Below are 22,359 nucleotides of genomic sequence, written 5' to 3'. Positions count from 1 at the left end.
CGTCAAAACCGGAAATTCCGATCATATCGAAAAAACCCACTCCCCTTTTTCCGCAATTGTATAGATTGGCCGGAATTATCCGCCATGGGGAGAGCGGGAGGAGCGGGTGCCAGAGATGATGCGGAAATGCTGCCGATGCTGAGAGTGTTATCGCCATCCGGATTTCGCGGCCGCCTTCTGCTCATCCTTCTGGCGATCAGCCTCCTGCCGCTGCTGGCCACCGCCTCCGCCTTCTTCTACATCCTCAATCGCAGCGTCACGGCAGAAACCTTCGCGAAGCTCGCTTTCGTTCGCGACGCCAAGCGCAGCGAGATCGAACAATATCTGACCTTTGCCACAAGGCAGGCGGAAAGCCTCAGCCAGTCGAATGCCGTGCGCTATTCGATCGGCGATTTCTATGGCTTTGCCTATGCGTTCCGGAAGATCGACCCGTCCCCGGAGCGGGCGACCGCTATCCTGCATCAAATGTTCGGAATCGATCGCGATGGCGGCGGTGAAGCGCTGCTGCCGAAGGACAATGACGCCATGCTGCGCTCGGCGCTGGAATATGCCAACGCCCATCAGCAGTTTCACGATGATTTCGTCAGCTTCGTCACCACGTCCGAATTCGAGAACCTCTACCTCATCACGCCGGACCAGCGTGTCGTCTATTCGGTCGAGAAGGACCGCTATCTCGGTACGGACCTGAAGACGCTGGTTGCGGCGACGCCCCTCTCCCGCCTGTCGCGCGCCATGACGGAAGCGTCGCCGGACCAGACCATGTTGGTGGGCGATTTCACCACCGATCCGGTCACCGGCAAGTTCGCCGCCTACGTCGCCGTCCGCGTCGCCTTCTACAACAAGGTGCGCGGCATGGTCATCTTCCGCCTCGGTCCCAAAGGGCTCAACCGGATCGTTCAATCGCAGCAGGGCGGGACCAGCAGCCTCTATCTCCTCAATTCCGATAGTCTCTACATTTCGGCGCCGGAAGGCGGCAAACCGGGCATGCCCAGCAATTCCGCGGCTACCGGCGCCGACGGCGCGCCTTCTAGCGCAGCGCTCGTAGAGGATGGGCTTGGCGGCGTTCCTGCGCTCGCGGCAGGCACACAATTGCATTTTGGCGCCGTTCCCTGGAGCCTCGTTGCCGAAGTGCCGGACTCGGTCGCCTTCGCAAACAGCAATTCGCTTCGGCAAATCGTCATCACGCTGGCTCTGGTTCTGCTGCCAGTGCTCACCGCCCTGGTCTTCTATCTCTCCGGCACGATGACCCGGCCCGTGCAGCGCCTGACCGACGCGGCAGGCGCGATTGCCGATGGCAATCTCGATCACGCCATGCCGACAATCAAGAACCCGTCCGAACTCGGCAGGCTGACGGCGAGTTTCACGCGCATGCGCGATGCTGTCAGCGAGCAGCTCAACCTCATCAATCAGAAGAATGCCGAGCTGGAAAAGCATGTCGGCCTGATTGAGGAGAAGAACAAGGCGCTCGAAGAGGCGGACCGGATGAAGGATGCCTTCGTCGCCAACACGTCGCATGAACTGCGCACCCCGCTCAACGGCATCATCGGCATTTCCGAAACATTGGTGGCGGGCGTTGCCGGGGAATTGACGACAGCCCAGCGCAACCAGCTTCAGCTCATCAGCTTCAGCGCCCGGCGGCTTTCGCGCCTCGTGGACGATCTCCTCGATCTCTACCGCATCCGCCAGGGCCGCATGCGGCTCGACATCCATCCTGTGCACATTGCAACCAGCGTGAGCAGCGTGCTGAAAATGTGCGAACCGCTCTTGCGCGGCGAGCCGGTGGCCCTCGAGGTCGACATTCCCGAGGACATCCCCTTCGTGATGGCCGACCCCGTGCGCTTCGAGCAGATCCTCTATAATCTCCTCGGAAACGCCATCAAATATGCCGGCCAGAGCACGATCCGCGTCGTGACCACGCCAGCCGGGATGAATGTTGCGATCAGCGTCGAGGACACGGGCGTCGGCATTGCCAGCGATAGCCTCGAACGCATCTTCCAACCTTTGGAGCAGGCGGGTTTCGGGGATGGCACGCGGCCGCCTGCCGGCACCGGTCTGGGGCTGACGATCGCCCGTCAGCTCGCAACCTTCCTCAATGGCAAACTCACTGCTCATTCCGTGCTGGGCGAAGGATCGCGCTTCACGCTCGTCCTGCCCGCTGCGGCAGTCGAGCCGTCCTATGTCGATTATTTCGGCGAGGAACTCGATCAGAAACGGCTGCACGAGACGGTAGACATGATCGCTCGCAGCCAGATCGCCACCGATGCGCCGATGGCGCCCGGCGTACCGCTGATCCTTGTGGTCGACGACGAGCCGATCAACATCCAGGTGCTGCGCAATGTCCTGCAGCCGGTCGGCTATGTCGTGCGCGCGGTCGAAAACGGGGCGGATGCACTGGCTTTCATCGATCGACTGAAACCCGATCTGGTCGTGCTCGACGTGATGATGCCGGGCATGAGCGGGCTAGAAGTCGCCAAAGCCATCCGCGAGCGCTACGACTTGCTCGATGTGCCGATCATCATGGTGACGGCGCGCAGCCGGACGCGCGATGTGATCGCTGGCTTCGAACATGGCGCAAATGATTATGTCGTCAAACCCTTCGTCAAGGACGAGCTTTTGGCCCGCGTGGCGACGCTGCTGGAGGCTGCGCGTGCACGCGGCCAGCTCCGTGAGAATAGCTCGCTCAGGGCGGAAATCGAGCGGCGGGTCGAAGTCGAGGATGCGCTTCGGCTGTCGCAGCAACGTATGGCGAGGCTTCTCGATATTTTCGAGGTGGCAATTCTCTGCACCGATCGCCAGCACCGCATCATCTACACAAACCAGGCTGCCCTTGGCATGTTAAGCATGCCAATCATCGCGCATGAAACAGCGCTTTCATCGTTGACGGGCACCGAGCTCGCGGAACGCATGTATCAGGCCGTGAAGCGGGACGGAGAGTTTTACCTGTCAAGCGTTCGCCTCGGCGGCCACGCGTTTGCTCTCAACGTCTTCGAGTTCGACATCGGAACCGGCGGAGGGCTTGCTCTTGTTATTCAACCAGTCTCGGCAGTTTCGGCTGGCGACATGCCCCGCAGGGACCGAATGGTCCACCACGTATTGGGAGCGATCGACAGCGCCGGCGCCAACCTGGCCCTTTTGGCACCTGAGCCGGAACGCGCTGATACCTCACCCATCGAACCACAGGGCGAGCCCGAACAGCAACGCGCCTTTCGTTTGATCGTCATCGACGTCATGAAACAGAGCCTGGAGCTCTGGAAACGGATGACCGGCAAAGGCAAAATCGACTTCGCGGAGAGCAGCGGTATCTGGCGCGTGAACTTCGACCGCTCTTCGTTGCAGGCGCGAACGCTGGAAAAATATCTGCTGCTCGAAACCTTGCCGCTCCAACCCCGCTGGCGTGACGTTATACGCTCCGGCGAATTCGCACTGGCCTGCGCCATGAAAACCGGCTTCGATGCCGACCTCGGCGATCTCGTCGAGACGTTGCGCCGGGATCTCGATCAGTTGCGCGCCATGGTCCGCGATGGCCGCAATAATAGCTGACGGGACCAAGTACCTCGTCGAGGCGTCGATGAGAGTCTCATCGCCGTCTGCATCTTGAAAGGCCGGGCGCTTAACAACCGTCCAGATCTACCGTTAAGATTGCACCAGCAGTCTGCACTGCGACCGTCCGTTCGTTACAACATCACGATTATGCAAGGGAACCAACATGTCACCTGTTACCGTCTCCATTCTCGACAATCCATCGGACGACGATCGCCAGGCGATACTTAACCCTCTGCTGGCTTTCAACGACGCGAAAACGGGCGACGACAGATATGAGCCGATAGGCATTATGCTGCGCGATGAGGCGGGCGACGCCGTCGGCGGGCTATGGGCGAAGCTCTATTACGATTGGCTGTTTGTCGAATTGCTCTTCGTACCGGAAAGTCTTCGGGGTGAAAATTTGGGATCTACACTCCTTACGCAAGCCGAGCAAATCGCCAGGGAAAAGGGTTGCGTCGGCGTCTGGCTGGATACGTTCAGTTTCCAGGCTCCGGGGTTCTACGAGAAGCAGGGGTATGAGCGCTTCGGCAGTCTGCAAGATTATCCAAGGGGCAAGGAACGCGTCTTTTTCCGAAAGGTCTTTTGAAGCATGGAAATACGAGACGCTACACCGGAGGATGCCGTGGCTGGCTGCATTGTTTTGAGGCGGTCAATTTCAGAGCTGTGCGAGGCGGACCACAAGAACGATCCGGCAATTCTGGCAGGTTGGCTCGGCAACAAGACGGTCGACAATTTTGTGGCTTGGATCAACCGACCCGACAATTCGCTGCTCGTTGCTGTCGAGAACGGCGAGATTCTCGCGGTGGGCGCTGTGACAGATGCTGGAACCATCAGCTTGAACTACGTTTCACCGGACGCCCGGTTTCGAGGGGTTAGTCGCACCTTGCTCAGCGCCCTTGAAAAGAGAGCGGGCGAGCGCGGAAATACCCGGTGCAATTTGACCAGCACCGAAACCGCTCGTCAATTCTATCGGTCGAATGGGTATCTTGAAGTGGGTGCATCAAGCGGCGCTTTTGGGACGAGTTCGGGTTATCCGATGACCAAGACACTAAAGTGAGAGCCTTGGCGCATCCACCAAAGCTAATTGCTGCCGTTGACCTTCCCGTCTTCTCAACGCCGTCGGCTGATAAAAATCATCAAAGCCAAAAGCAGAATAGCCGGAATGCCGATGAAGCTGAAGACGAACGGCCCCATCCAGATATCACCGTCTGGACCACTGCATTTTGGAATTGGGCAACCTGCCTGCGCCACCACAATCAAGATAAAGAACACAAAAACAATGAGGCTTGTGATAAGCGCCACAGCAGCCTTCATAAAATCCATGACTGTTTGCATGCTCAGGCTCTCTTTCGCCGACGGGTTTTCGAGGCGAACCTACTGTAGCAAAACGGAGCTTCGAAGCAGTTAATCTACTACCCCAATAGCAATGTTCGCTCGCTGTCCAAGATCATCGAAGCATGATCTGTTAGCGTTGCTGAGCGGGAATCTTTGGAACATGCCAGGCCGATATTTGTTCGACGTCGGCAAACAGAGAACATCCAAGGAGAAAATCATGTTCTTGAAAATCCTGGCAGTCTCAGCTCTTTCCCTCGGCCTTGCAACGTCGGTACTGGCCCAACAGTCCGGCACCAGCGGTAGCGGATCCGGAGCGGGTTCTGGGACCTCGACACCTTCAGGCTCCGGATCTGACAACGGCATGAACAGCAACAAGGGCTCCGGTGCCAATACAACCAGCGGCACCAACAGCGGCGACGCGGCTGGCAACGGCGCCAGCAACGACAAAGGAAAGGCCAGCGACTGCAACGGAATGTCGACATCGAAGAACACGACAACGATGAAGCAGGACCAGGCAGCAAACCCCGCAACGTCGTCAAACTGCCCATAGCCGATGTAGGCAGTAGCTGATGTCTGCTGCCTCACTCGTCTCCCGAAATCGAGATTGGGGCGTCCGGCGGCCGGATCGAAGACGACGTAATGAGCGCCGCAGGACTTAACTGGCCTTTGACATCTCGCCGGGCCGCGATGCGACCTGAACATTGTTGCGACCGTTTCTCTTTGCGCTGTAGAGGGCGCCGTCAGCCGCCGCAACAATTTCCGCCGGCGCATCGCTGGCATGGCTTGCCACTGCGAGGCCAAAACTAGCGGTCAGTCGTAAAGACGTCCCCCCATGCGTCTCGATCGAAAGTTCCTGAATGGAACGCCTCAGGCTTTCTGCGCGCTCGACCGCCTGATGCTGCGAACAGTCTTCCAGGACGATAACGAACTCCTCCCCGCCATATCGTGCGACGAGACTGTTGGCGTGCCAGGTCAGGCTGCTCAGCACATCGGCGACGGCTGCGAGAGCTCTGTCGCCAACCAGATGGCCGAATGTGTCATTGACGGATTTGAAGTGATCGACGTCGACCATAATAATCGAAAGATCAGGAGAGACGGTGGATCGCCGGCTCAAGGCCGATGTGAGATGGTTCTCGAAGGTCCGGCGGTTTGCCAGTCCGGTCAACGGATCCTGTTCCGCCAAGCCATGCAGAATGGCATTGGTGCGGTGCAGATCGTCTGAGACCTGTCCATAAGCCACGATCGCAGCATCGATCATTGCCAGTTCCGCGATGCGCGGAGCGCGCTTTAGACTGACGACCCGCTCGTTCTTTCCAATGCGCTCCAGATTATCGATCGCGGCCACAATAGGCGCCGTGAGGTGACGTCTTGCGGCGATCAGCAAGACGGTGGCGAAAAGGCTTGGAACGAGCAGGATCAAAATCCACCCGACCTGCATATGACCTGCGCTTCGCTGGATTTCGCTTGCGAGATCGTCGGCCACGACCGCAGCATCGCCGCTTAACTGTGCGGCCATCGCATCGATCGTGTGCATGGCGCGGTCATAGGATTGCGTCGTCAGCTTATCGACATCGTCGGCATCCGATGCGGCTGTGGCAGACGACGTCTCGCCCTCGCGCAGGTCGCGGGCCTGCTGACGAAGTTTTGCGATGATCTTGGTTTCATCGGCGATTTGCCGCGACCCTTCGATGAGACGGGCATTTTGATCGAACGAGAATCCCTGCGTGAGGGCCTGAATCTGCAATTGGATTTGCCGCTCCAATCTGCGATCTTTCGCCAGATAGATGGAGCGCAGGAGAGAGGAGAGACGTTCGATTTTTACCGCATTCCGCGTCTGTGTCAGGATGAGCGGGATTTGGGTATCACGGGTAAAGTTTGCTTGGGTCTCGATTCTATTCAGCAGGACGAGCGAAATCCCGGCGGCGATCAGCGAGTAGCTGACAACACCCAGGAGAACAAGCCGACCGACAAAGCTGAGCGAGAGCTGGCGCCTACTCGACCCTTTGATATCATCCATGCCAGTCGCTCAATAAATGCTGAAGGGGAAGTAGGCATCGTTGATGCGATCATAGACGCCATTGAGCTTGATTTGCTTCAAAGCGTCGTTCACCTTCTGAATGAGAGCTGCATTTCCCTTTTTTGCAGTGATATGCGCCGAGCTTTGGAGAAACTCGGTGGAAATCGGATCACCGACATAACCAAAGCGCGCGCCTTCCGGCGTCTGCAGGAAGCTGAGAAGCTCAATGGCATCGCCGATCAAAAGGTCAGCCTTATTATCCAGTAGCAGGTGTTGGGCCGCCGGCTGATCTTTCGCCAGCACGGCCTTGCTCGCACCATAGGCCTTCTGCAAATATTCAGCCTGAATGGTTCCCGTTGCCGCCGCGATGCGAACGCCAGTGAGGGCCGCCGGCGCGCTATCCTGGAACTTGTCCGAGTCGCCAATCAGCACCGAATGCGAACGGTAGTATGGCGCGGAGAACTCCATCTTCTGGGCTCGCTCGTCGGTAAAGGCCATGCTGGCGACGATAAGATCGTATTTATCGTCCGCCAAACCCTGAATGATCTCCGTCCACGGCACGGCGACGAGCGAACATTCGGTTTGCATCTGCCGGCAGAGCGCTTTGGCGATATCGACATCGAATCCGGCGAGCTGCCCGGACGTGTCCTTGAAGTTGAAGGGCGGATACGCACCTTCGGTGGCAATGCGAAGCTGATCGCCCGCCATTGCCAGGCCAAGGGAGCCTGCAAAGAATAAGGCAACGAGTAGAAGCCGAGCAATCATCTGTTTCCCCACCATAGTATTGTGAAGATATTAGGAGGAAACCGATAACAAAGAGTGATAGCGCCTGCTCAATTTCGATGCTTTCGCCGGCGAGTGCAACAAGGATGCTAATCCTCTCCCCATTGCTTTGGTAATATTGGTGATTGAGCGATATTCCGCATGATTGTCAGCTTATGACAGAACGCATGCAGGGGCGGAAAAGCTTCAGTTCGAACGATGGGATTGCCAATTCCACAGGAATACGGCTTGGAGTTGCCTTCTTCAAACGCCGTTTCACAAGGCCTTCGGTAGATAGCCGTCCAGCAGAAGTCTCTCGAACCGGCCACTCTCGCTTGCGGAGCGCATATCTTTGAACAGCCGCGAGATGAGGCGCGGACGCGATCCTGGCCTTTCGTCGATCAGTACGACCGACAACCGCTTTATCTCGATGGTGATCGTGCGCGCCTCGTCATGCCAACGAAAATTCGACGAATCCAGTGAATGAAATCCATTCTGCGCCGCCCATGCGGCTATCATGTCCGCGTTCATGAGTATCCTGTTTAGGGAGATTCGGGCGGACGCCCTCAGCCACTGTCCTGCCGATGCGAATCGCCTCTTATTCTGACGAATACCGCGACTGAATCGCTGGAATCCAGCGCAAACCGTTCAAGCCGCGAATTGCCCGCCGGGTGTTGCGAGAAAGACTCATACGATTGATAGACGATTGCGTTTCGACGAAAGGCGCTTTGTAATAAAACCCACCGCGATAGTTGTATCAGGGCGCAGGCGCATGGACCCCACACATTTGTTTGAACTTGTTATCGGAATGTTTGTGGCGATCATCGCGCTGCATTACGCCGCCCACAGGTTCGGGCTGCCGCCATCTGTGGCGCTGCTTGCCGGGGGCGCGTTGCTTGCCTTCCTGCCGGGTCTGCCCACAATTACGGTCGATCCTGGCCTGGTGCTCGTCATCTTTCTTCCGCCACTACTCATGGACGGAGCCTGGTTTATTGCGCTTCGTCCATTGCGCCGCCACTTGATCGGCATTGCCTCGCTCGCCATTGGCGCGGTGTTTTTTACATGCGCCGTCCTGGCCGTGGTGACCCATCTGCTGTTTCCATCGCTGCCCTGGGCCGCATGCGCGGCACTAGGCGCGATCGTTTCGCCACCGGACGCGATTTCCGCTCGCGCTATCCTGCAACGGGTAAAGTTGCCCCGGCGCCTGCAAATCCTGCTCGAAGGCGAAAGCCTGCTCAATGATGCCAGCGGCTTGGTGCTCTTCCGTTTCGCCGTCGCTGCCGGTGTCACCGGTGCTTTCAGCACAGTCGATGCGGCAGGAAGTTTTTTGCTTTTGGCGGCAGGCGGCGCCTTCGTCGGCATCGTCGTCGGAACGGTCTGGGTCCTGTTCGTGAAGCAATTGCACGATGAATATCTGATGATCGCCGCCACAACGCTATTGGCTTGGACCTCTTATCTGCTTGGCGAACAAATCCATGTTTCCGGCGTCATCGCAACGGTGACCACCGGCCTGATCGCGAGCTGGCACCAGCATACGGTTCTCTCGGCGTCGACACGCATGCGCGGCACGTCATTCTGGACGGTGATCATCTTTTTGATGGAAGCCGCGGTTTTCATCTTGATCGGATTGTCGCTGCGGGGCGTTGTCGAACGCGGGGGCGGCTTCGGCGTTGTCACTGCGACGATGGGATTGCCGATACTGGTCATCCTGATTGCACTCACCCTGGCGCGCTTCGGCTGGGTCTTCGGATCCGACCTTGTGATCAAACTTTGCAATGTTTTGGGGCTTGATCGACATACGCCGCTCGGCGTCCGGGGTGTAACCGTCCTAAGCTGGGCCGGCGTTCGTGGTGTCGTCACGTTGGCCCTGGCGCTGAGCGTGCCCGAGGGTTTTCCCGGCAGGGACTTCATCCTGGTCACGTCGTTCGCCGTCATTGTCGGAACTGTGCTTGTCCAAGGGACAACGCTTGGGCGCGTGATCACCTGGGCAAGGCTGAGCGAGCCGGAGTCAGAGAAGGCGCGCCTCACCATGAGCCAAGCCGAAGCTGCCATGGTCCAAGCGCAATTTGCGACCGTCAAAAGCCTGGCCTATGACAGTGAAGGGAAGCTCATTCATCCGCAATTGCTGGAGCGATATCAGCGCAGGGCTGTGGCAATTGTCGATTATGCAGCGCGCACGGAACAATATTCGCCTATGCTCCAGGCCCATTTCGATGTGGTTCTCGAAGCGGTTGCCACAGGGCGTCGCGAACTCATACGGCTTCATCGCGCCGGCGATATCGATGACGAGACGTTGCGCGAACTGGAGCGAGACCTGGATCTCGAGGAGCTAAGCGCGATCTCCGCAAAGTCATGACCGCGGGCGCTCCTGCTCTCGTCAGTGCCAGTCCTGGCTATGGGAACGGTGGGCGTCCGTGAGCCCGTTTCTGAAGAACCGGTCGTAATAGTCGATCTCGATGTGATGCGCCTGCAGCCAGACGCCCGGCACATGGATCGCATCGCAATGCGCGGGGAACCGGCCATGCGTCTCGTAAATATAGGTGCAGATGTCGCGCGCGCAGCCGATCACGTCGTCGTTGTAGACCGCAGCCTCCGCGAGATAGCGTTTGCCGTAATCGTCCTTGTAGATCTCAGCAAAGAGTGCCTGATCATTGAAGAGGCCGTTCTTGCCGAATTTCTCCTCCACGACGGCGGTAACGGCGTCGGCCATGCTGTCGTAGTAGGGCGGCGACATGCCCTTGATCAGGTGTTCCCCCTTGAAACGCAGTCCGATCGGATTGCTGCGCAAGTTGGCGTAACGTGGCAAGGGCACCTGCCAGCGCAGAATGTCCATCAGTCGCCAGCGTGGCGTGACGACGTCAAACCCCAGCAGGGGACCGTAAGTCTTCACAAATTTCGGATCGCCGACGAGGACGGGCGGGCTTATGGAGCCATGGATCCAGGCACCGAGCCCCATGGCATCGGCGGTCAGGAATATGTTCTGCAACAGCAGGTCGGCCTCGATCTGCGTCCGTAGCGAACCAATGACGCCCAGCGGGATCTTGATATCCTTGTTCAGAAAGCCCTTGTCCACCCAGCGCTTCACACCGGCGAGCCGATAGAAATTGCGGTCGTCGACGATTGCCGGCCGGGCGCCGTCCGGCTGGGTCAGAAGATACATCATGCCGTTGATATATTGCCGGGAGAGATCGACGACCGGCAGAAAGATCGTGGTGCCCGGCAGGTTCGACAGGAAGCGATTGGAATCGAGATAGGCGGGAAAGGCGCGCTTGCCGTCAGGAACATCGAGGCGGTGATCGAGAATGCGCACCTTTGCCTCTGCCGCCCGGGCGATCAGCCGTTCCGCCGTCAGCGCTTTTTCGCCGTCCGGCGGCGGCGGCAATTTGCGGATGAAATAGGTGCCGCTGTCGTTGATCATGAAGAAATGGGTGCCCTGAGCGTTGTCGGGGCTGCCGGCGGTGCGCCCCTCCATGACAAGGTTCGGCTTGGCCATGATCGGCTGATGCGTGGCCGGGTCCTCGAAAGGCCGGTCGGGCATGGTGAGCCCCGTCGAACCGGTGATGGCGATCAGCATCGCCTCTTCAAGCTCTGAAAGGGGTTCACGCGGCTGCTGGGACTCATAGCTCATCGTGCCGGCCAGCACCGAGCTTCCCTGGCTCACGCGATGGGTCCGCCGGCGCCATATCGTCTCGATGAGCGGCCTGCGGAACAGCGCGTCGAGACCGCGGTTGCCGGTCGAGGTTCTGGCCGCGACCGCATCTGTTGGCGAAAGATCATCTGCTCCGGGTCGGTCGGTCATGATGCCCTCTTTTCCAGATCCTGCTTTTCGCCGCCGAAAAGGACCGGCCGCCAGGGCACGAAGGCGCTGGCATTGCGCGGCAGCATCGACGCGAGATCCGGGCAATGCCGCAGGATCAAGCTCGTCATGCCGTTGTTGGCGATCCAGTCGATCCCGAAGGGCGAATAGACCTCCGGACGGAAATCCACCGTCAGGAAGCGATCGCTCTGCAGCCGGCGCGACGCCATGAGAATGAAGATGCGGAAAGCGGTGTCGCTGAAGCCGAAGCCGGCAGGCGGTGGTTCGGCAAAGAGGCCAACCACGGTGTCGACGCGGTCGATGTTGCCATAAATCTCCTTGAGCAGCCGCACGTCTTCCGGGTTGGTCGACAGTTCCTCCCAATGCTTGATCCGCGGCCGATGCAGACCGGCCCTGAAATCATTGTAGCGCGGCACGCCACGGCGTCGCGTCCGCACGAGGTCGACGACGGAAAGGTCGATGATCTCCTTGTCGCGCGTGAAGGCTTGAAGTGCGCGCGGGAAATTATGCAGCGTGATGGCGCCTGGATGCGCCGTTCCGAAGGAATAGAGCGTATTGCGAAGGCCATATTGCCGCATGATCTCGTCAGCGCCCGGGCCTTGTATGTCCATGAAGCTCTTTTCGGCGATCTTGGCGCCCGTCATGTGGTTATAGAAGCAGTAGTCGTCGGGCAGTAGCGGATGCATGCGGTAGACGGTGACGAAATCCTCGGTCAGCGAATAGGGCGTGCCATGATGATCCGGCATCGTCTTCGGAATGCCGGTAGAGGCATGCGCGTCGATTAGCCAGAGGCCGGCCTTCGTCAGCCAGTCATTGGCGGGCGGGCCGTTCCAGTTGCTGGAAAGGCCGACTTCAATCGCCTTGGTAGCAAGGATCGCCGGCGTCCATTCGACCGTGTGGATCTTGGCGATCAGCGCCGAGACGATCAGCCTGGCGGTCTGGTAGACGCGTTCGTCGTCCCAATTGCCATATTGGCGCCGAAGCTCGTCGCAGAGCAGATTGTGTTCACGCGCAAAAAGCGTGTGCATGGCGCTCAAGCCGAGCCACCAGCTCTCATTGAAGCCTGTCACTTCGAAGCCGTGGACATCGACCGGCAAGTGCCCGTTGACCAGGCGTATCTTCGGGCCCTCGCGCAGGTCCTTGGCCTTCTTGCTATCGGGACCGTAAACCTCCGATCCGTCCCACCAGTGCGAGGCGGCATTGCCGAAATAGATGGGCGGCTTGCCGTCATAGCCGCTGATCTCCATGTTGCCGGCAATTCGCATCACGTCTTCCGGCTTGCCGCCGACCTCACTGGTCCATTTCATGCCGGCGGGAAGACCGACGACGACGTCCTTTTCCCCCAGGGGATGGCGGGCATGGTTGACCCAATCATGGACCTGAAACTGGATCCACGCGGCGGCGAGGATGTTGAGCGAGCGCGCCGGAATGAACGAGTCGCGATGCAGCAGTTGCTGCGCAACCACCACCGGATTGGGCGTGTCGAACAGTTCGGGCGCAAAAGCCGGTGTCAGGTTGCGTCCGAAGGTCGAACCGATGGCGCCCATCTTCGGCGCCGATAGATCGTTGAACGTGCCGTCATAGGTTCGCATCTGCCGCTCGCCTTCGGCAATCGCCGGTAGTGGCGTCGGGCGGGCGACCGGCGGCGCCTCGAGGGGATCGGTTCCGATCAGGTTCTTTTCACGCAAGACATAGCGGAAAGCATCGAGATTGAGCAGGCTCAACCGCAGCGGCAGTCGGTGCCAGGCAATGTACCGGTTGATGACCAGAAAAGCGCTACGCGTAATGCTTCCCGCCAGCCGGTTGCGGAACGGCACCGGGCTTGTCCAACGGAAACTGTGGCGATAGGCGGAGCTGGCGTCGTAGACCACTTTGCGCGCCCGGTTTAGATTGCCGAGCGGCCTGAAGGCATCGGTCGTGTTCCAGGGGTTGAAAGCCAGTTCGTCGACAAGGCGCGCATTGGCGATGGTTTCGGCGTCACCGGTCTTCGGTTTGCTGACCTTGAGCTCTGCCACCTTGATCGGAGGCGAGGCCGTCTCCATCCATTCGATGGACGTGTCCTCGATGGGCGTCGACTTCCGATCGACGAAAAGCTGGAGACAGAGTTCATAGCGGATATCGCCCACCTCCAGCCGCCGTGCGAGTTCGGTGGAGAGATAGCTAGGATCCGTCTCGGAAGGGTCGGGGGCATGCGATGCGTTCGGTGCGGGACGGAAGAGATAGCGCACCGCCCGCCTTTCGCCCCAACAGATGGCACCGCGGCTCCAGAAGGTCTCGAGCGCCAGGCTGCGGATTTTCCGGTTGCGGCCTGTAGTGACGTTGCGGATCATCCGTATGGTTTCGGAGGGTCCGAAAGTCAGGGCGAGGCCGATCACGCCGAAGAGCCGGCTCAAGCCTCCGCCCGCCGTCGCCTTGGCGAAGGCGACGAACTGCCTGGCATCGCGTGCGTGGGAAACCGGAAAATTGGTCGCTAAGAGATCGTGGCTCTCCTGATCCGAGACATTGATCCGCACGGCCAAGCCTCGCAGGTCGGGCTTGTAGTCCGGCTGACCATAACCACTGGCATTGGACAGGCGCAGGATCGCCGGATAGCTCTTGCCAGGCTCGGCAAACCCAACCCTCAGATCTTCGGGCAAGTCATCGACGAATGTCAGCTCGGCGTCGATGGCCGCAAAGACCGCCTTGCTGTGAAACGCGCGCTGAATATCGGCGGCCTTGGCATAGCTGCGCGTCTTATATTGGACACGCATCATATCCTGAGCGAGGCGCTCGAACATCAAGCGCTCGGCTTCCACGCCCCCTTGATAGGATTCACTCCACTCCATTCTCGTTCGCCCTCCGTGAACGCATCGAACAATGGGCTTCCGGCACATCGCATCGATGGGAATGCATGGGATTGAAAAGCGACGGACGATGATCCCCCGTTTCCCGGCGCCGTCCGCGATGCGACAGGAAACGCCTTCCGATTTCGGCGCATTGCGCCGACCAACAAAGTGGCTATTGCGTACCCCGACCGGGGAAAATCCGGTCCTCGACCATTTTTGCGATACCGGACAGAAGCCCTTTCGGCGAAGGGCTGTAATGCGGCAGCGCAAGTCGTGTGATGTGGGCGTCTATGATCGCCGGCTTGCCGAGTGCGAGCGCCTCGTCGAAGGCTCTTTCGAACTCGTCGATCGTCTCCACCCTGTATCCCTCAGCACCGCAGGCCCTGGCATAGGCGACATAGTCCGGATTGCCGAATTCGACCAAACCCGATTCCGCATAGGCTTCGAGCTGATAAAGCTTGATGAGCTTGAATTCGCCGTCGTTGAAAATGATCCAGATCACAGGGATGTCGTATTGAACGGCGGTCAGCAGCTCGAAGCCCGACAGCAGATAACATCCGTCGCCGCAGCCGACGATGACGGGACGATCGGGATTGGCGCATTTGGCGCCGAGCGCGCCATTGACATGTCCCGCCATCGGCCCGAATCCGCCAGGCTTGCGGAAGAGCTGTCCCGGCGAAAGTTCCAGATAGTAGCCGAGCCAGGCAAGGTGTGCGCCCGCGTCTGCAAGCACGATGGCATTCTTCGGCAGGCGCTTGGAGACGGCTTGGGCAAGCTGTCCGGGATGGATGTCATCCAGGAGATGCACGATGCGCTCCGCGTCATAGTCGCGCCCTTCGGTGGGTCTCGATGGCATAGCTGCAGCCTTCGGCCATATTTCTCCGTTGAGTGCCGCAACCGCACGTTTTGCATCGCCGATGATGGCGGCATCGGCCTTGTAGACCTTGTCTATCTCGCCGCTATCGATGTTGATGTGGATGAGCGTCTTGCCGATCAGCAGATCATCGCGAAAATTGAAGGTGGCATGCTGCGCGAAGGAATTGCCCACCGCGAGGATCACATCGGCCTCAAGGAAAGCCTTCCAGGCTGCGCTGTGGCCGCTATCGCAGAACACGCCGACAGAGAGCGGATGACGCTCGGAAATGATGCCTTTTCCATCGAGCGTCGTCGCGAAGGGGATCTGGTAGCGCACAAGAAGTTCCGTCAACTCCGGCCCGGCGCCACTGCGAACGGCACCGAAGCCGATCAATGCCAATATCTTCCTATCCTTGGCAATAGCATCCGCCAGAAGCTCGGCCACCTCGCTTACCCGCTTGGAATCCGGAACCACCGGACGCCGCTGGAGATTGATATCGCGGTAGTTGTCAACGGAGACGCCATGATGCGTCAGGTTTTCCGGGACATGGATGTGAACCGGGCCGGGTCGGCCCTCGAAGGCTAGGTTGACGGCCTCTTCGACGACATCGTAGGTCTTGGCGGCATCTGTCAGCAGAAACGACTTTTTCGTGGTGGCTGCAAACATCGCCTGGGAATCCGGAGTGCGACTGACACCCGAGGTTTCATTCAATGCGCCCTTTCCCTTCCAGTCGAGGGAGGCATAGCCGGAAACGGCCAGGACCGGATAGGAATCCGACATGGCAACGGCCAGTCCGGAAAACAGATTGAAGGCGCCTGGCCCCGCGGTCGCAAAGCAAAAGCCCAAATGATCCGAATGCATGGCATATCCACAGGCCATGAACGAAGCTGCCTGTTCGTGCCGGGCGATGATGGGCTTGATTGAGGAATGTTTGAGGGCAAGCATCAGACCGGCGGCATTTTCGCCCGCTCCGCCGAAAGCGGCGCCGACCCCTACTCCCTCAAGTGCCTTCACGATCGCTTCGTAGACTCTCATCGAGAATGCCCTCCAAACGCACAGATAAACCGGCGCGTCCAATTCCCAACTACATTGTCAATGCGGAAAGACACTGCTCCTGCATTTCAAGTCCAGAATATTCGGAAGTACCTATTAAGAGCCAAACCCGCTTGGTGAGACCCGTCGCGTTCCGCGCGTGAAATCCAAGCAACCGAAGCTGAAATATGCTGTCGAACGAAACTGCCATCAGGCGGAATGTTGGCGCATTCCCTTATCGTTGCGGCCATCTTTGCGCATTTTGAAATAAACTTCAACCTCAGATTACCGCAAGGAAATAGTCCTGAATGGTTGTCCCCGTTTTCCCGGTCATAACAATACGTAACGCAAATTCCTAAAGCAATTTATGATCGTATATCTATTCTCCCATGCCTTCTAAAGTCGCGCATTGAAGGCCGCGCGCATCTGCGGCGGGACATTGAGCAATGCGAGAGCCGCGGCAAGCTCGTCGCTCCAGCCGGCCGGCAAGGTCGATGGCTGCGCGAAATCATCGGTCCCGCTGAGAAAGTGCTGAACGGCGTGAAAGCCGAGTGCGCGATAGACCTCGAACTGCTCCTCGCTGAAAAATTGATCCAGCGTCGTCTCGTGCGGAAACGTCGGGTTCCGCCTCTTATAGTCCATGACGTAGTCGTTCTCATCGCCGGTCAGCGATGATTTGATGTAGAGCAATATGCCCTTTTCATCCTCACCATATTCTATGATTCCGACGGCCGCATGGGGTCCTCTGAATTTTGCCGGCTCACCACTGTTCGAGGCCATCTCCCTCGTCACTTCCAGGCTTCTCCTCTGGATATCCTGCCAAGGAAGCTCGATGCGAATGCCGAGGTCGATACGCGCCATGACCTGGAGCTTCACGAAGGCTTCAAACGTCATGCTCGGATCGGCTTCCGCGTCGACGGCCAGAATGACCTTACAGCGGCGGCGCAGCAATTCGTATATGCCGAGATTTTCAATATGACCGCCGTCGGTCAGATAGACGTTCAGCTTCTTCTCGTCCAAACGGCCGGCGGTCTCATTGGCAAAATACCATGTGCCGAAATTCGACCACCACCGGTTCCACCAGCGGCGCAACGCGTCGAGCTTTGCCGGATTGGCCAGCCAATAGCCGAGGCGGACGTTCAGCAAGGAAAGGCTGAAGGTCAATATTCTGACGGTGTGGTTTCCCATATTCGCCGACGCCGCCGCACCGGACGTCGCCATCGCCGTCGCAAGGCTGAGCGATGGAACGGCATCCTCCATCTCCTTAGTCGCCACATAGCGCGTTGCCTGGCTACCGATATGCAACGGGCTAAAGATGAAATTGTCGGCGTTGCGACCGCGCTTGTTGAGGGCCTTCGACCCGATCAAATTGATCGTCGTATTGACGAGAAGATAGGGCGAATAGGCCGCGCCCTGGTTCCAATGATCCCTCTTGGCATCGAACGGCTTCAACGACGAGAATTTCCACCGGTCGACATCAACCGACGGCTTGTTGCTTCCAAGACGCACACGCTCAAACAGGAAGGCCCGGCTGAGACGATCCCTGTAGAGCTGGTTGAGCGAGTTGGAATTGGGACCAATGAACAGGCAGACAAAGGCGAGCACCAAGGCGGCCCATAAATAAAGGAAGCCGACCATGCCGAGCCGTCCGCTCCCGGGAATGTAGTTCATGATGCCGACAAATACACCCGAGAGCCATGAGGAAGCGACAGGAGCCGACGGAGAAACCGTGGCCGGACCGACTTCAGGTGCAATCGCCCAGTAGCAGAGATAAAGATACGAGACCCACAACAGCAACGGCACAACGAGTGCCGCCAGATAGAGGGCCATGCGGCTCGCATATTTTTGCAGCGTTGCCGTCCAGGTCGCCTCTCCAAGCGTCGACCTTGCGATGTTTGCCAGCTTCTGTGCGGCACCGATCAGCACCACGGCTACGGGAAGCAAAGCATTAGCAAGTGCAGGCACAACGTGGACAATTGCCTGAAGGGCACTCTTTATACTCCCGTCCTCCAAGCCAGCGATGTCCACCTTGCCGTTCTTGGCATACGCAAACATGCCGCTGAGGATGAGTGGCTGCAGTTCGATGAGAAAGGCGCCGGCAATCGCCACCACGAGCCAGCCGAGAATCCACGCAAGTCGCTCTCGCGTCATCAGCCGGCTGGTCTGAAATGTCACGGAGGTTGCGATCGCGCTGACGAACATCAGGAAGAGGACGACGGCGGTAACATTGATCGTCAATGTAAAGGCTTCCAGGCCCTTGATGGTGATGAAAGGAAGCCAGCCGCCGCTCAGTGGAAAGCCGAAAATATCCGGCTGCCCCAAATCAGTGGAATGGGGATTGCAGGCGACGGTGAACACGGCAAGGAGAAGCAGGGCAGGCAGGACGATCAGCGCGTTTACCAGCAATCCACGCATCAGGAGCGCTACGCTCGTCAAATAATCGATGGTTCCGTTCGGAACGAGGAAATTCGAATAGTTCCGCAGATGTTGGATTTCCGGCGTCTCCTGGGAATCGAGCTTGCTGGCGAAGGGAAACGTGTAGGGCTCCTGCATCATACCCGAGACGATGGATGTACCGATGTAGCAGCCGCCAGAAACCGTGGAGAAATAATCGAAGGCGTCGAAGACCCGTGGCTCGCCATCATGCGTGATTGCATCCAGCGCCTGCGAGACCCCCAAGCAAAAGGCGGCCGAGCGGATGCCGCCACCGGAAAAAGAAAGCCCGGTCAGGTTGCTGCCCGTCTCCATTCGGACCGTGCCGCGTTTGCCAGTCTCCGCATGATCCTGCGACAGTTTCGCCGGATGACGAGGGATGTGGAACCTCGCCCTCTCCGCGCCTTCCGTTGGGGGATGGCGCTCAGCCTGTTTTTCTTCCACGCCGCCATTTTGAAGTGACTGGCGCCGGAAGTTGATGACATCCAGCTCGCGTTTGAAGATCGCTTCGAAATCCAGGGTCATGCGTCCCACCAATCGCCAAGAATGGTTGTCGTTCAAATGCGCGCTGCAACTGTAGCAGAAATGTTTCGCGACATATGAAGCATTTTACCTGTCTGGAACGGGTGCAATGCCCGGCCACTCCCGGGCGCAAACAAAATATGACTTAAAAGGTCTTGTTTTTGATGCAGCGAAGAGGCTATACCGCCGGCATTTGCGCCCGGCCTGTAAGGCTACAGAACAATCAGGACCTTTCTTGTGACCCTATTGAAATCACTTCTCACCGTTTCCGGTCTCTGCGCCGTGCTTGGCCTTACCGCAGCCCCGGCATTCGCCACATCGAAATATCCGCTGACCATCGAAAACTGCGGCAGGCAGGTTACCTTCCAAAAGGCGCCGGAGCGGGCGATCGGCCTTGGCCAGAACAGCGCGGAAATCATGCTGCTATTGGGCCTTCAGGATAAGATGGTCGGTACCGCTTTCTGGCCGAGCAAGGTCTTGCCGCAGCTTGCCGAAGCCAATTCCAAAGTAAAACTGCTGACAGTCGAATTCCCAACCTTCGAATCGATCCTGGCGGAAAATCCCGATTTCGTGGCGGCTGCCTTGCCGAGCCTGATCGGACCGAGCAGCAAGGTCGCCAAGCGCGAAGACTTCGACAAGGTCGGCATCCCGACCTATCTCTCACCCAGCACCTGCCTCAGCACCAAGGATGCCAAGGACGCATACGGCAGCCGCGCTCAGCTCTGGAACACGGACCTTCTCTTCAAGGAAATCGACGAGCTTTCGCAAATCTTCGACGTCGCCGATCGTGGCCAGGCCCTGATTGCCGATTTCAAGGCGCGTGAGGCCGCACTTCGCTCCAGCGTTTCGAAGGACGGCAAGAACCTCTCCTATGTCTTTTGGTTCTCGAGCCCCAGCCCGTCGGCCGACGCCTATCTCGGCGGCAAGAATGGCGCCTCCGGCTTTATCGCCGACCTGCTCGGCGGGCACAATGCCATCACCGCGGAAGCGGAATGGCCGACACTCGGATGGGAAAGCATCATCGCGGCCAATCCGGATGTCATCGTCGTCGCCAATCTCGACCGCAACCGTTGGGAACTCGACAAGTCCGAAGCTAAGATCAAGTTCCTGACCACTGATCCAGCCGTAAGCCAAATCGCGGCGGTCAAGAACAAGGCGATAGTGATCATGGACGGCCAGGCCATGAATCCGACCGTCCGGACGGTTTATGGCGCCGAACAGGTGGCGGAGCAGTTGAAGGCGCTTGGTCTTCTGAAGTGACCGAAACGCGTCGCTCTCTTCAGCAGTTTTTTGCCTTCGGCATTCTGCTGCTGATTTCATTTGCCGTCATCGGTCTCGTCGTCGGCATCAGCGTCGGGATTGGCGATCTGCCGATCCCGCTCGCCACGACCTTTTCCGCCGTTACCAATCGCATGGGATGGACGGCGGTGGAACTCAATAAGATCCATGAGGCTGTGATCTGGGACTATCGCCTCAGCCGGGCGCTGGTGGCCGTCTTCTGCGGCGCCGGCCTCGCACTCTCAGGAGCGATCATGCAATCGCTGCTGCGCAATCCGCTTGCCGAACCCTACGTTCTCGGCATCTCGGCCGGCGCATCGACAGGCGCCGTTGCGATTGTCATCCTCGGCGTCGGCGCCGGCGCGGTTTCCCTGTCCGCCGGGGCTTTTGCCGGCGCCTTCGCGGCCTTCCTCTTGGTCGCATTGCTATCGAACGGCACGCGCGGCGGGGCGGACCGCACCATCCTCGCCGGTGTTGCCGCATCGCAACTCTTCAATGCCTTGACCTCCTATATCGTCACGACGTCGGGCAATGCCCAGCAAGCCCGCGATGTGATGTTCTGGCTGCTCGGCAGTTTCGGCGGCGTGCGGTGGCCGGAATTTACGCTGGTTTCGATCGTCGTCGGTATCGGGCTCGTTGCCTGTCTGTTTTATGCCCGCGTATTGGACGCCTTCGCCTTCGGCGACGAGGCGGCCGCCTCGCTCGGCGTCAATGTCGCGAGAGCGCGGATCGCGCTATTCGTTCTGACGGCAATGATGACGGCGACGATCGTCAGCATAGTTGGCTCGATCGGCTTCTTCGGCCTCGTTGTGCCGCACGCGGCGCGCTTTCTCGTCGGGCCGCTGCATATCCGTCTTCTCCCGACCTGCGCCGTGGCGGGCGCGATCTTCATGGTGCTCGCCGACATTGCGTCGCGTGTCCTCGTTCCGCATCAGGTCCTGCCGATCGGCGTTGTCACGGCGCTGGTTGGCGTGCCCATCTTCTCGATCATTCTCTACCGGTTCCAGCGTGCGTCATGACTATTAAGGCAGATAACGTCGTCTGGAGAATCGGTAAGAAGACCGTTCTCGACGGCGTTTCATTTGAGGCACAGCCAGGCAAGATGCTCGGGCTGCTCGGACCCAATGGCTCCGGCAAGACCTCGCTTCTGCGTCTTCTCGCCGGTCTGAAGCGGCCACACTCCGGTCGCATCACGCTCGACCAGAAGGACATCGCGACGATCGGCCGACGCTCGATCGCTCGGCGCGTCGCCTTCGTCGAACAGCACGCCACGACCAATGCCAATCTGCGGGTTATCGACGTCGTAAAGCTCGGCCGTTTTCCGCACCTGCCCATGTTTTCTGGCTGGACTGCGGCCGACGAAAAAGCCGTCGAAGGCGCGCTCGAACGCGCCGGTATGACGGCGAAACGCAATGATCGCTGGCAAAGCCTGTCGGGGGGCGAAAAACAGCGCACGCATCTGGCGAGAGCCTTAGCGCAGTCCCCGAAGGAACTCATCCTCGACGAACCCACCAATCATCTCGATATCCAATATCAAATCAGCCTGATGCGGCTCGTCTGCGCTCTTCCGGTTACCAGCATCATCGCTTTGCATGATCTGAACCATGCGGCCATGTTCTGCGACCAACTGATCATCATGCAACAAGGTAGGGTCGTCGCTTCCGGTGCGCCGGAGGTCGTGTTGACCGAGGACCTTCTGAAAGACGTCTTTTCGGTCGAAGCCCGCGTAGAGATGTCGCCTCATCACTTACGACCGCATATCCACTATCTTCGGTGAGGACTGCTTCCGTGCGCATCCGGATCTCGCCGTGCAGATGTAGGCGGTGGGCCTCTCAAGAATTCTCCGGCCTCGCTTCGTTATCGCCACAAAATCTCCCTTGGTGGCGTGACCTCAAGGCATAGCGGCGTACACGATAATCGCGGTGGAGATTGCCGGACC

General features: G+C 58.8%; 16 protein-coding genes. 7 read left to right on the top strand and 9 right to left on the bottom strand.

Going from position 1 to position 22,359, the window contains the following annotated elements; all coding sequences use genetic code 11:
- Positions 1-135 precede the first annotated feature (135 nt).
- The 3 genes from N2601_RS21095 to N2601_RS21085 all read left to right on the top strand — a co-directional run bounded on the left by N2601_RS21095 (position 136) and on the right by N2601_RS21085 (position 4,600).
- Positions 136-3,540 (top strand): hybrid sensor histidine kinase/response regulator, encoded by a 3,405-nt coding sequence (locus tag N2601_RS21095; RefSeq protein ID WP_260304761.1) that lies wholly within the window; start codon positions 136-138, stop codon positions 3,538-3,540.
- A 166-nt stretch (positions 3,541-3,706) separates the two neighbouring features.
- Positions 3,707-4,129: a GNAT family N-acetyltransferase gene (locus N2601_RS21090; protein ID WP_260304760.1), complete on the top strand. Its 423-nt coding sequence runs from the start codon at positions 3,707-3,709 to the stop codon at positions 4,127-4,129.
- A 36-nt stretch (positions 4,130-4,165) separates the two neighbouring features.
- On the top strand, positions 4,166-4,600 hold the full coding sequence (locus tag N2601_RS21085; protein ID WP_311319457.1) for a GNAT family N-acetyltransferase: 435 nt from the start codon (positions 4,166-4,168) through the stop codon (positions 4,598-4,600).
- A 53-nt stretch (positions 4,601-4,653) separates the two neighbouring features.
- On the opposite strand, the gene N2601_RS21080 is transcribed toward N2601_RS21085, so the two are convergent.
- The 5 genes from N2601_RS21080 to N2601_RS21060 all read right to left on the bottom strand — a co-directional run bounded on the left by N2601_RS21080 (position 4,654) and on the right by N2601_RS21060 (position 8,188).
- Complete coding sequence (locus N2601_RS21080; RefSeq protein ID WP_104826213.1) at positions 4,654-4,878, bottom strand: hypothetical protein; 225 nt, start codon at positions 4,876-4,878, stop codon at positions 4,654-4,656.
- A gap of 69 nt (positions 4,879-4,947) precedes the next feature.
- On the bottom strand, positions 4,948-5,463 hold the full coding sequence (locus N2601_RS21075; protein WP_260304758.1) for a hypothetical protein: 516 nt from the start codon (positions 5,461-5,463) through the stop codon (positions 4,948-4,950).
- 70 nt (positions 5,464-5,533) lie between these two features.
- Positions 5,534-6,895 (bottom strand): GGDEF domain-containing protein, encoded by a 1,362-nt coding sequence (locus N2601_RS21070; protein WP_260304757.1) that lies wholly within the window; start codon positions 6,893-6,895, stop codon positions 5,534-5,536.
- A 9-nt stretch (positions 6,896-6,904) separates the two neighbouring features.
- Entirely contained in the window at positions 6,905-7,660 is a 756-nt protein-coding gene (locus N2601_RS21065; protein ID WP_104826211.1) for a transporter substrate-binding domain-containing protein, read from the bottom strand.
- A gap of 273 nt (positions 7,661-7,933) precedes the next feature.
- Positions 7,934-8,188 (bottom strand): hypothetical protein, encoded by a 255-nt coding sequence (locus N2601_RS21060; RefSeq protein ID WP_104826210.1) that lies wholly within the window; start codon positions 8,186-8,188, stop codon positions 7,934-7,936.
- A 241-nt stretch (positions 8,189-8,429) separates the two neighbouring features.
- Between N2601_RS21060 and N2601_RS21055 the strand changes: the two genes are divergently transcribed.
- Complete coding sequence (locus N2601_RS21055) at positions 8,430-10,013, top strand: Na+/H+ antiporter (RefSeq protein ID WP_260304756.1); 1,584 nt, start codon at positions 8,430-8,432, stop codon at positions 10,011-10,013.
- 21 nt (positions 10,014-10,034) lie between these two features.
- On the opposite strand, the gene N2601_RS21050 is transcribed toward N2601_RS21055, so the two are convergent.
- The 4 genes from N2601_RS21050 to N2601_RS21035 all read right to left on the bottom strand — a co-directional run bounded on the left by N2601_RS21050 (position 10,035) and on the right by N2601_RS21035 (position 19,145).
- Positions 10,035-11,456, bottom strand: a complete 1,422-nt coding sequence (locus tag N2601_RS21050; protein ID WP_260304755.1) for a hypothetical protein — start codon at positions 11,454-11,456, stop codon at positions 10,035-10,037.
- Positions 11,453-14,299 (bottom strand): peroxidase family protein, encoded by a 2,847-nt coding sequence (locus tag N2601_RS21045; protein WP_260304754.1) that lies wholly within the window; start codon positions 14,297-14,299, stop codon positions 11,453-11,455. The genes N2601_RS21050 and N2601_RS21045 overlap by 4 nt, the downstream gene beginning before the upstream one ends.
- A gap of 172 nt (positions 14,300-14,471) precedes the next feature.
- Positions 14,472-16,190 carry a thiamine pyrophosphate-binding protein gene (locus N2601_RS21040; RefSeq protein WP_260304753.1) on the bottom strand — a complete coding sequence of 573 codons (1,719 nt, stop codon included), beginning with the start codon at positions 16,188-16,190 and terminating at the stop codon, positions 14,472-14,474.
- A 393-nt stretch (positions 16,191-16,583) separates the two neighbouring features.
- Positions 16,584-19,145 (bottom strand): patatin-like phospholipase family protein, encoded by a 2,562-nt coding sequence (locus N2601_RS21035; RefSeq protein ID WP_260304752.1) that lies wholly within the window; start codon positions 19,143-19,145, stop codon positions 16,584-16,586.
- A gap of 234 nt (positions 19,146-19,379) precedes the next feature.
- Here N2601_RS21035 and N2601_RS21030 point away from each other — a divergent pair, with 234 nt between their 5' ends.
- From N2601_RS21030 to N2601_RS21020, 3 genes are read left to right on the top strand one after another with little or no spacing between them, the layout of a single operon-like run.
- Positions 19,380-20,402 (top strand): ABC transporter substrate-binding protein, encoded by a 1,023-nt coding sequence (locus tag N2601_RS21030; RefSeq protein WP_260304751.1) that lies wholly within the window; start codon positions 19,380-19,382, stop codon positions 20,400-20,402.
- Positions 20,399-21,439 (top strand): FecCD family ABC transporter permease, encoded by a 1,041-nt coding sequence (locus N2601_RS21025; RefSeq protein ID WP_260304750.1) that lies wholly within the window; start codon positions 20,399-20,401, stop codon positions 21,437-21,439. The genes N2601_RS21030 and N2601_RS21025 overlap by 4 nt, the downstream gene beginning before the upstream one ends.
- Positions 21,436-22,197: an ABC transporter ATP-binding protein gene (locus tag N2601_RS21020; protein WP_260304749.1), complete on the top strand. Its 762-nt coding sequence runs from the start codon at positions 21,436-21,438 to the stop codon at positions 22,195-22,197. Before N2601_RS21025 ends, N2601_RS21020 begins: the two co-directional genes overlap by 4 nt.
- The last annotated feature ends 162 nt before the right edge of the window (positions 22,198-22,359 follow it).

The organism is Rhizobium sp. CB3060 (assembly GCF_025200735.1).
In the GTDB taxonomy this organism is placed as follows: domain Bacteria; phylum Pseudomonadota; class Alphaproteobacteria; order Rhizobiales; family Rhizobiaceae; genus Rhizobium.
The sequence above is the reverse complement of the archived record's forward strand: the minus strand, read 5'-3'. Positions and strand labels throughout refer to the sequence as shown.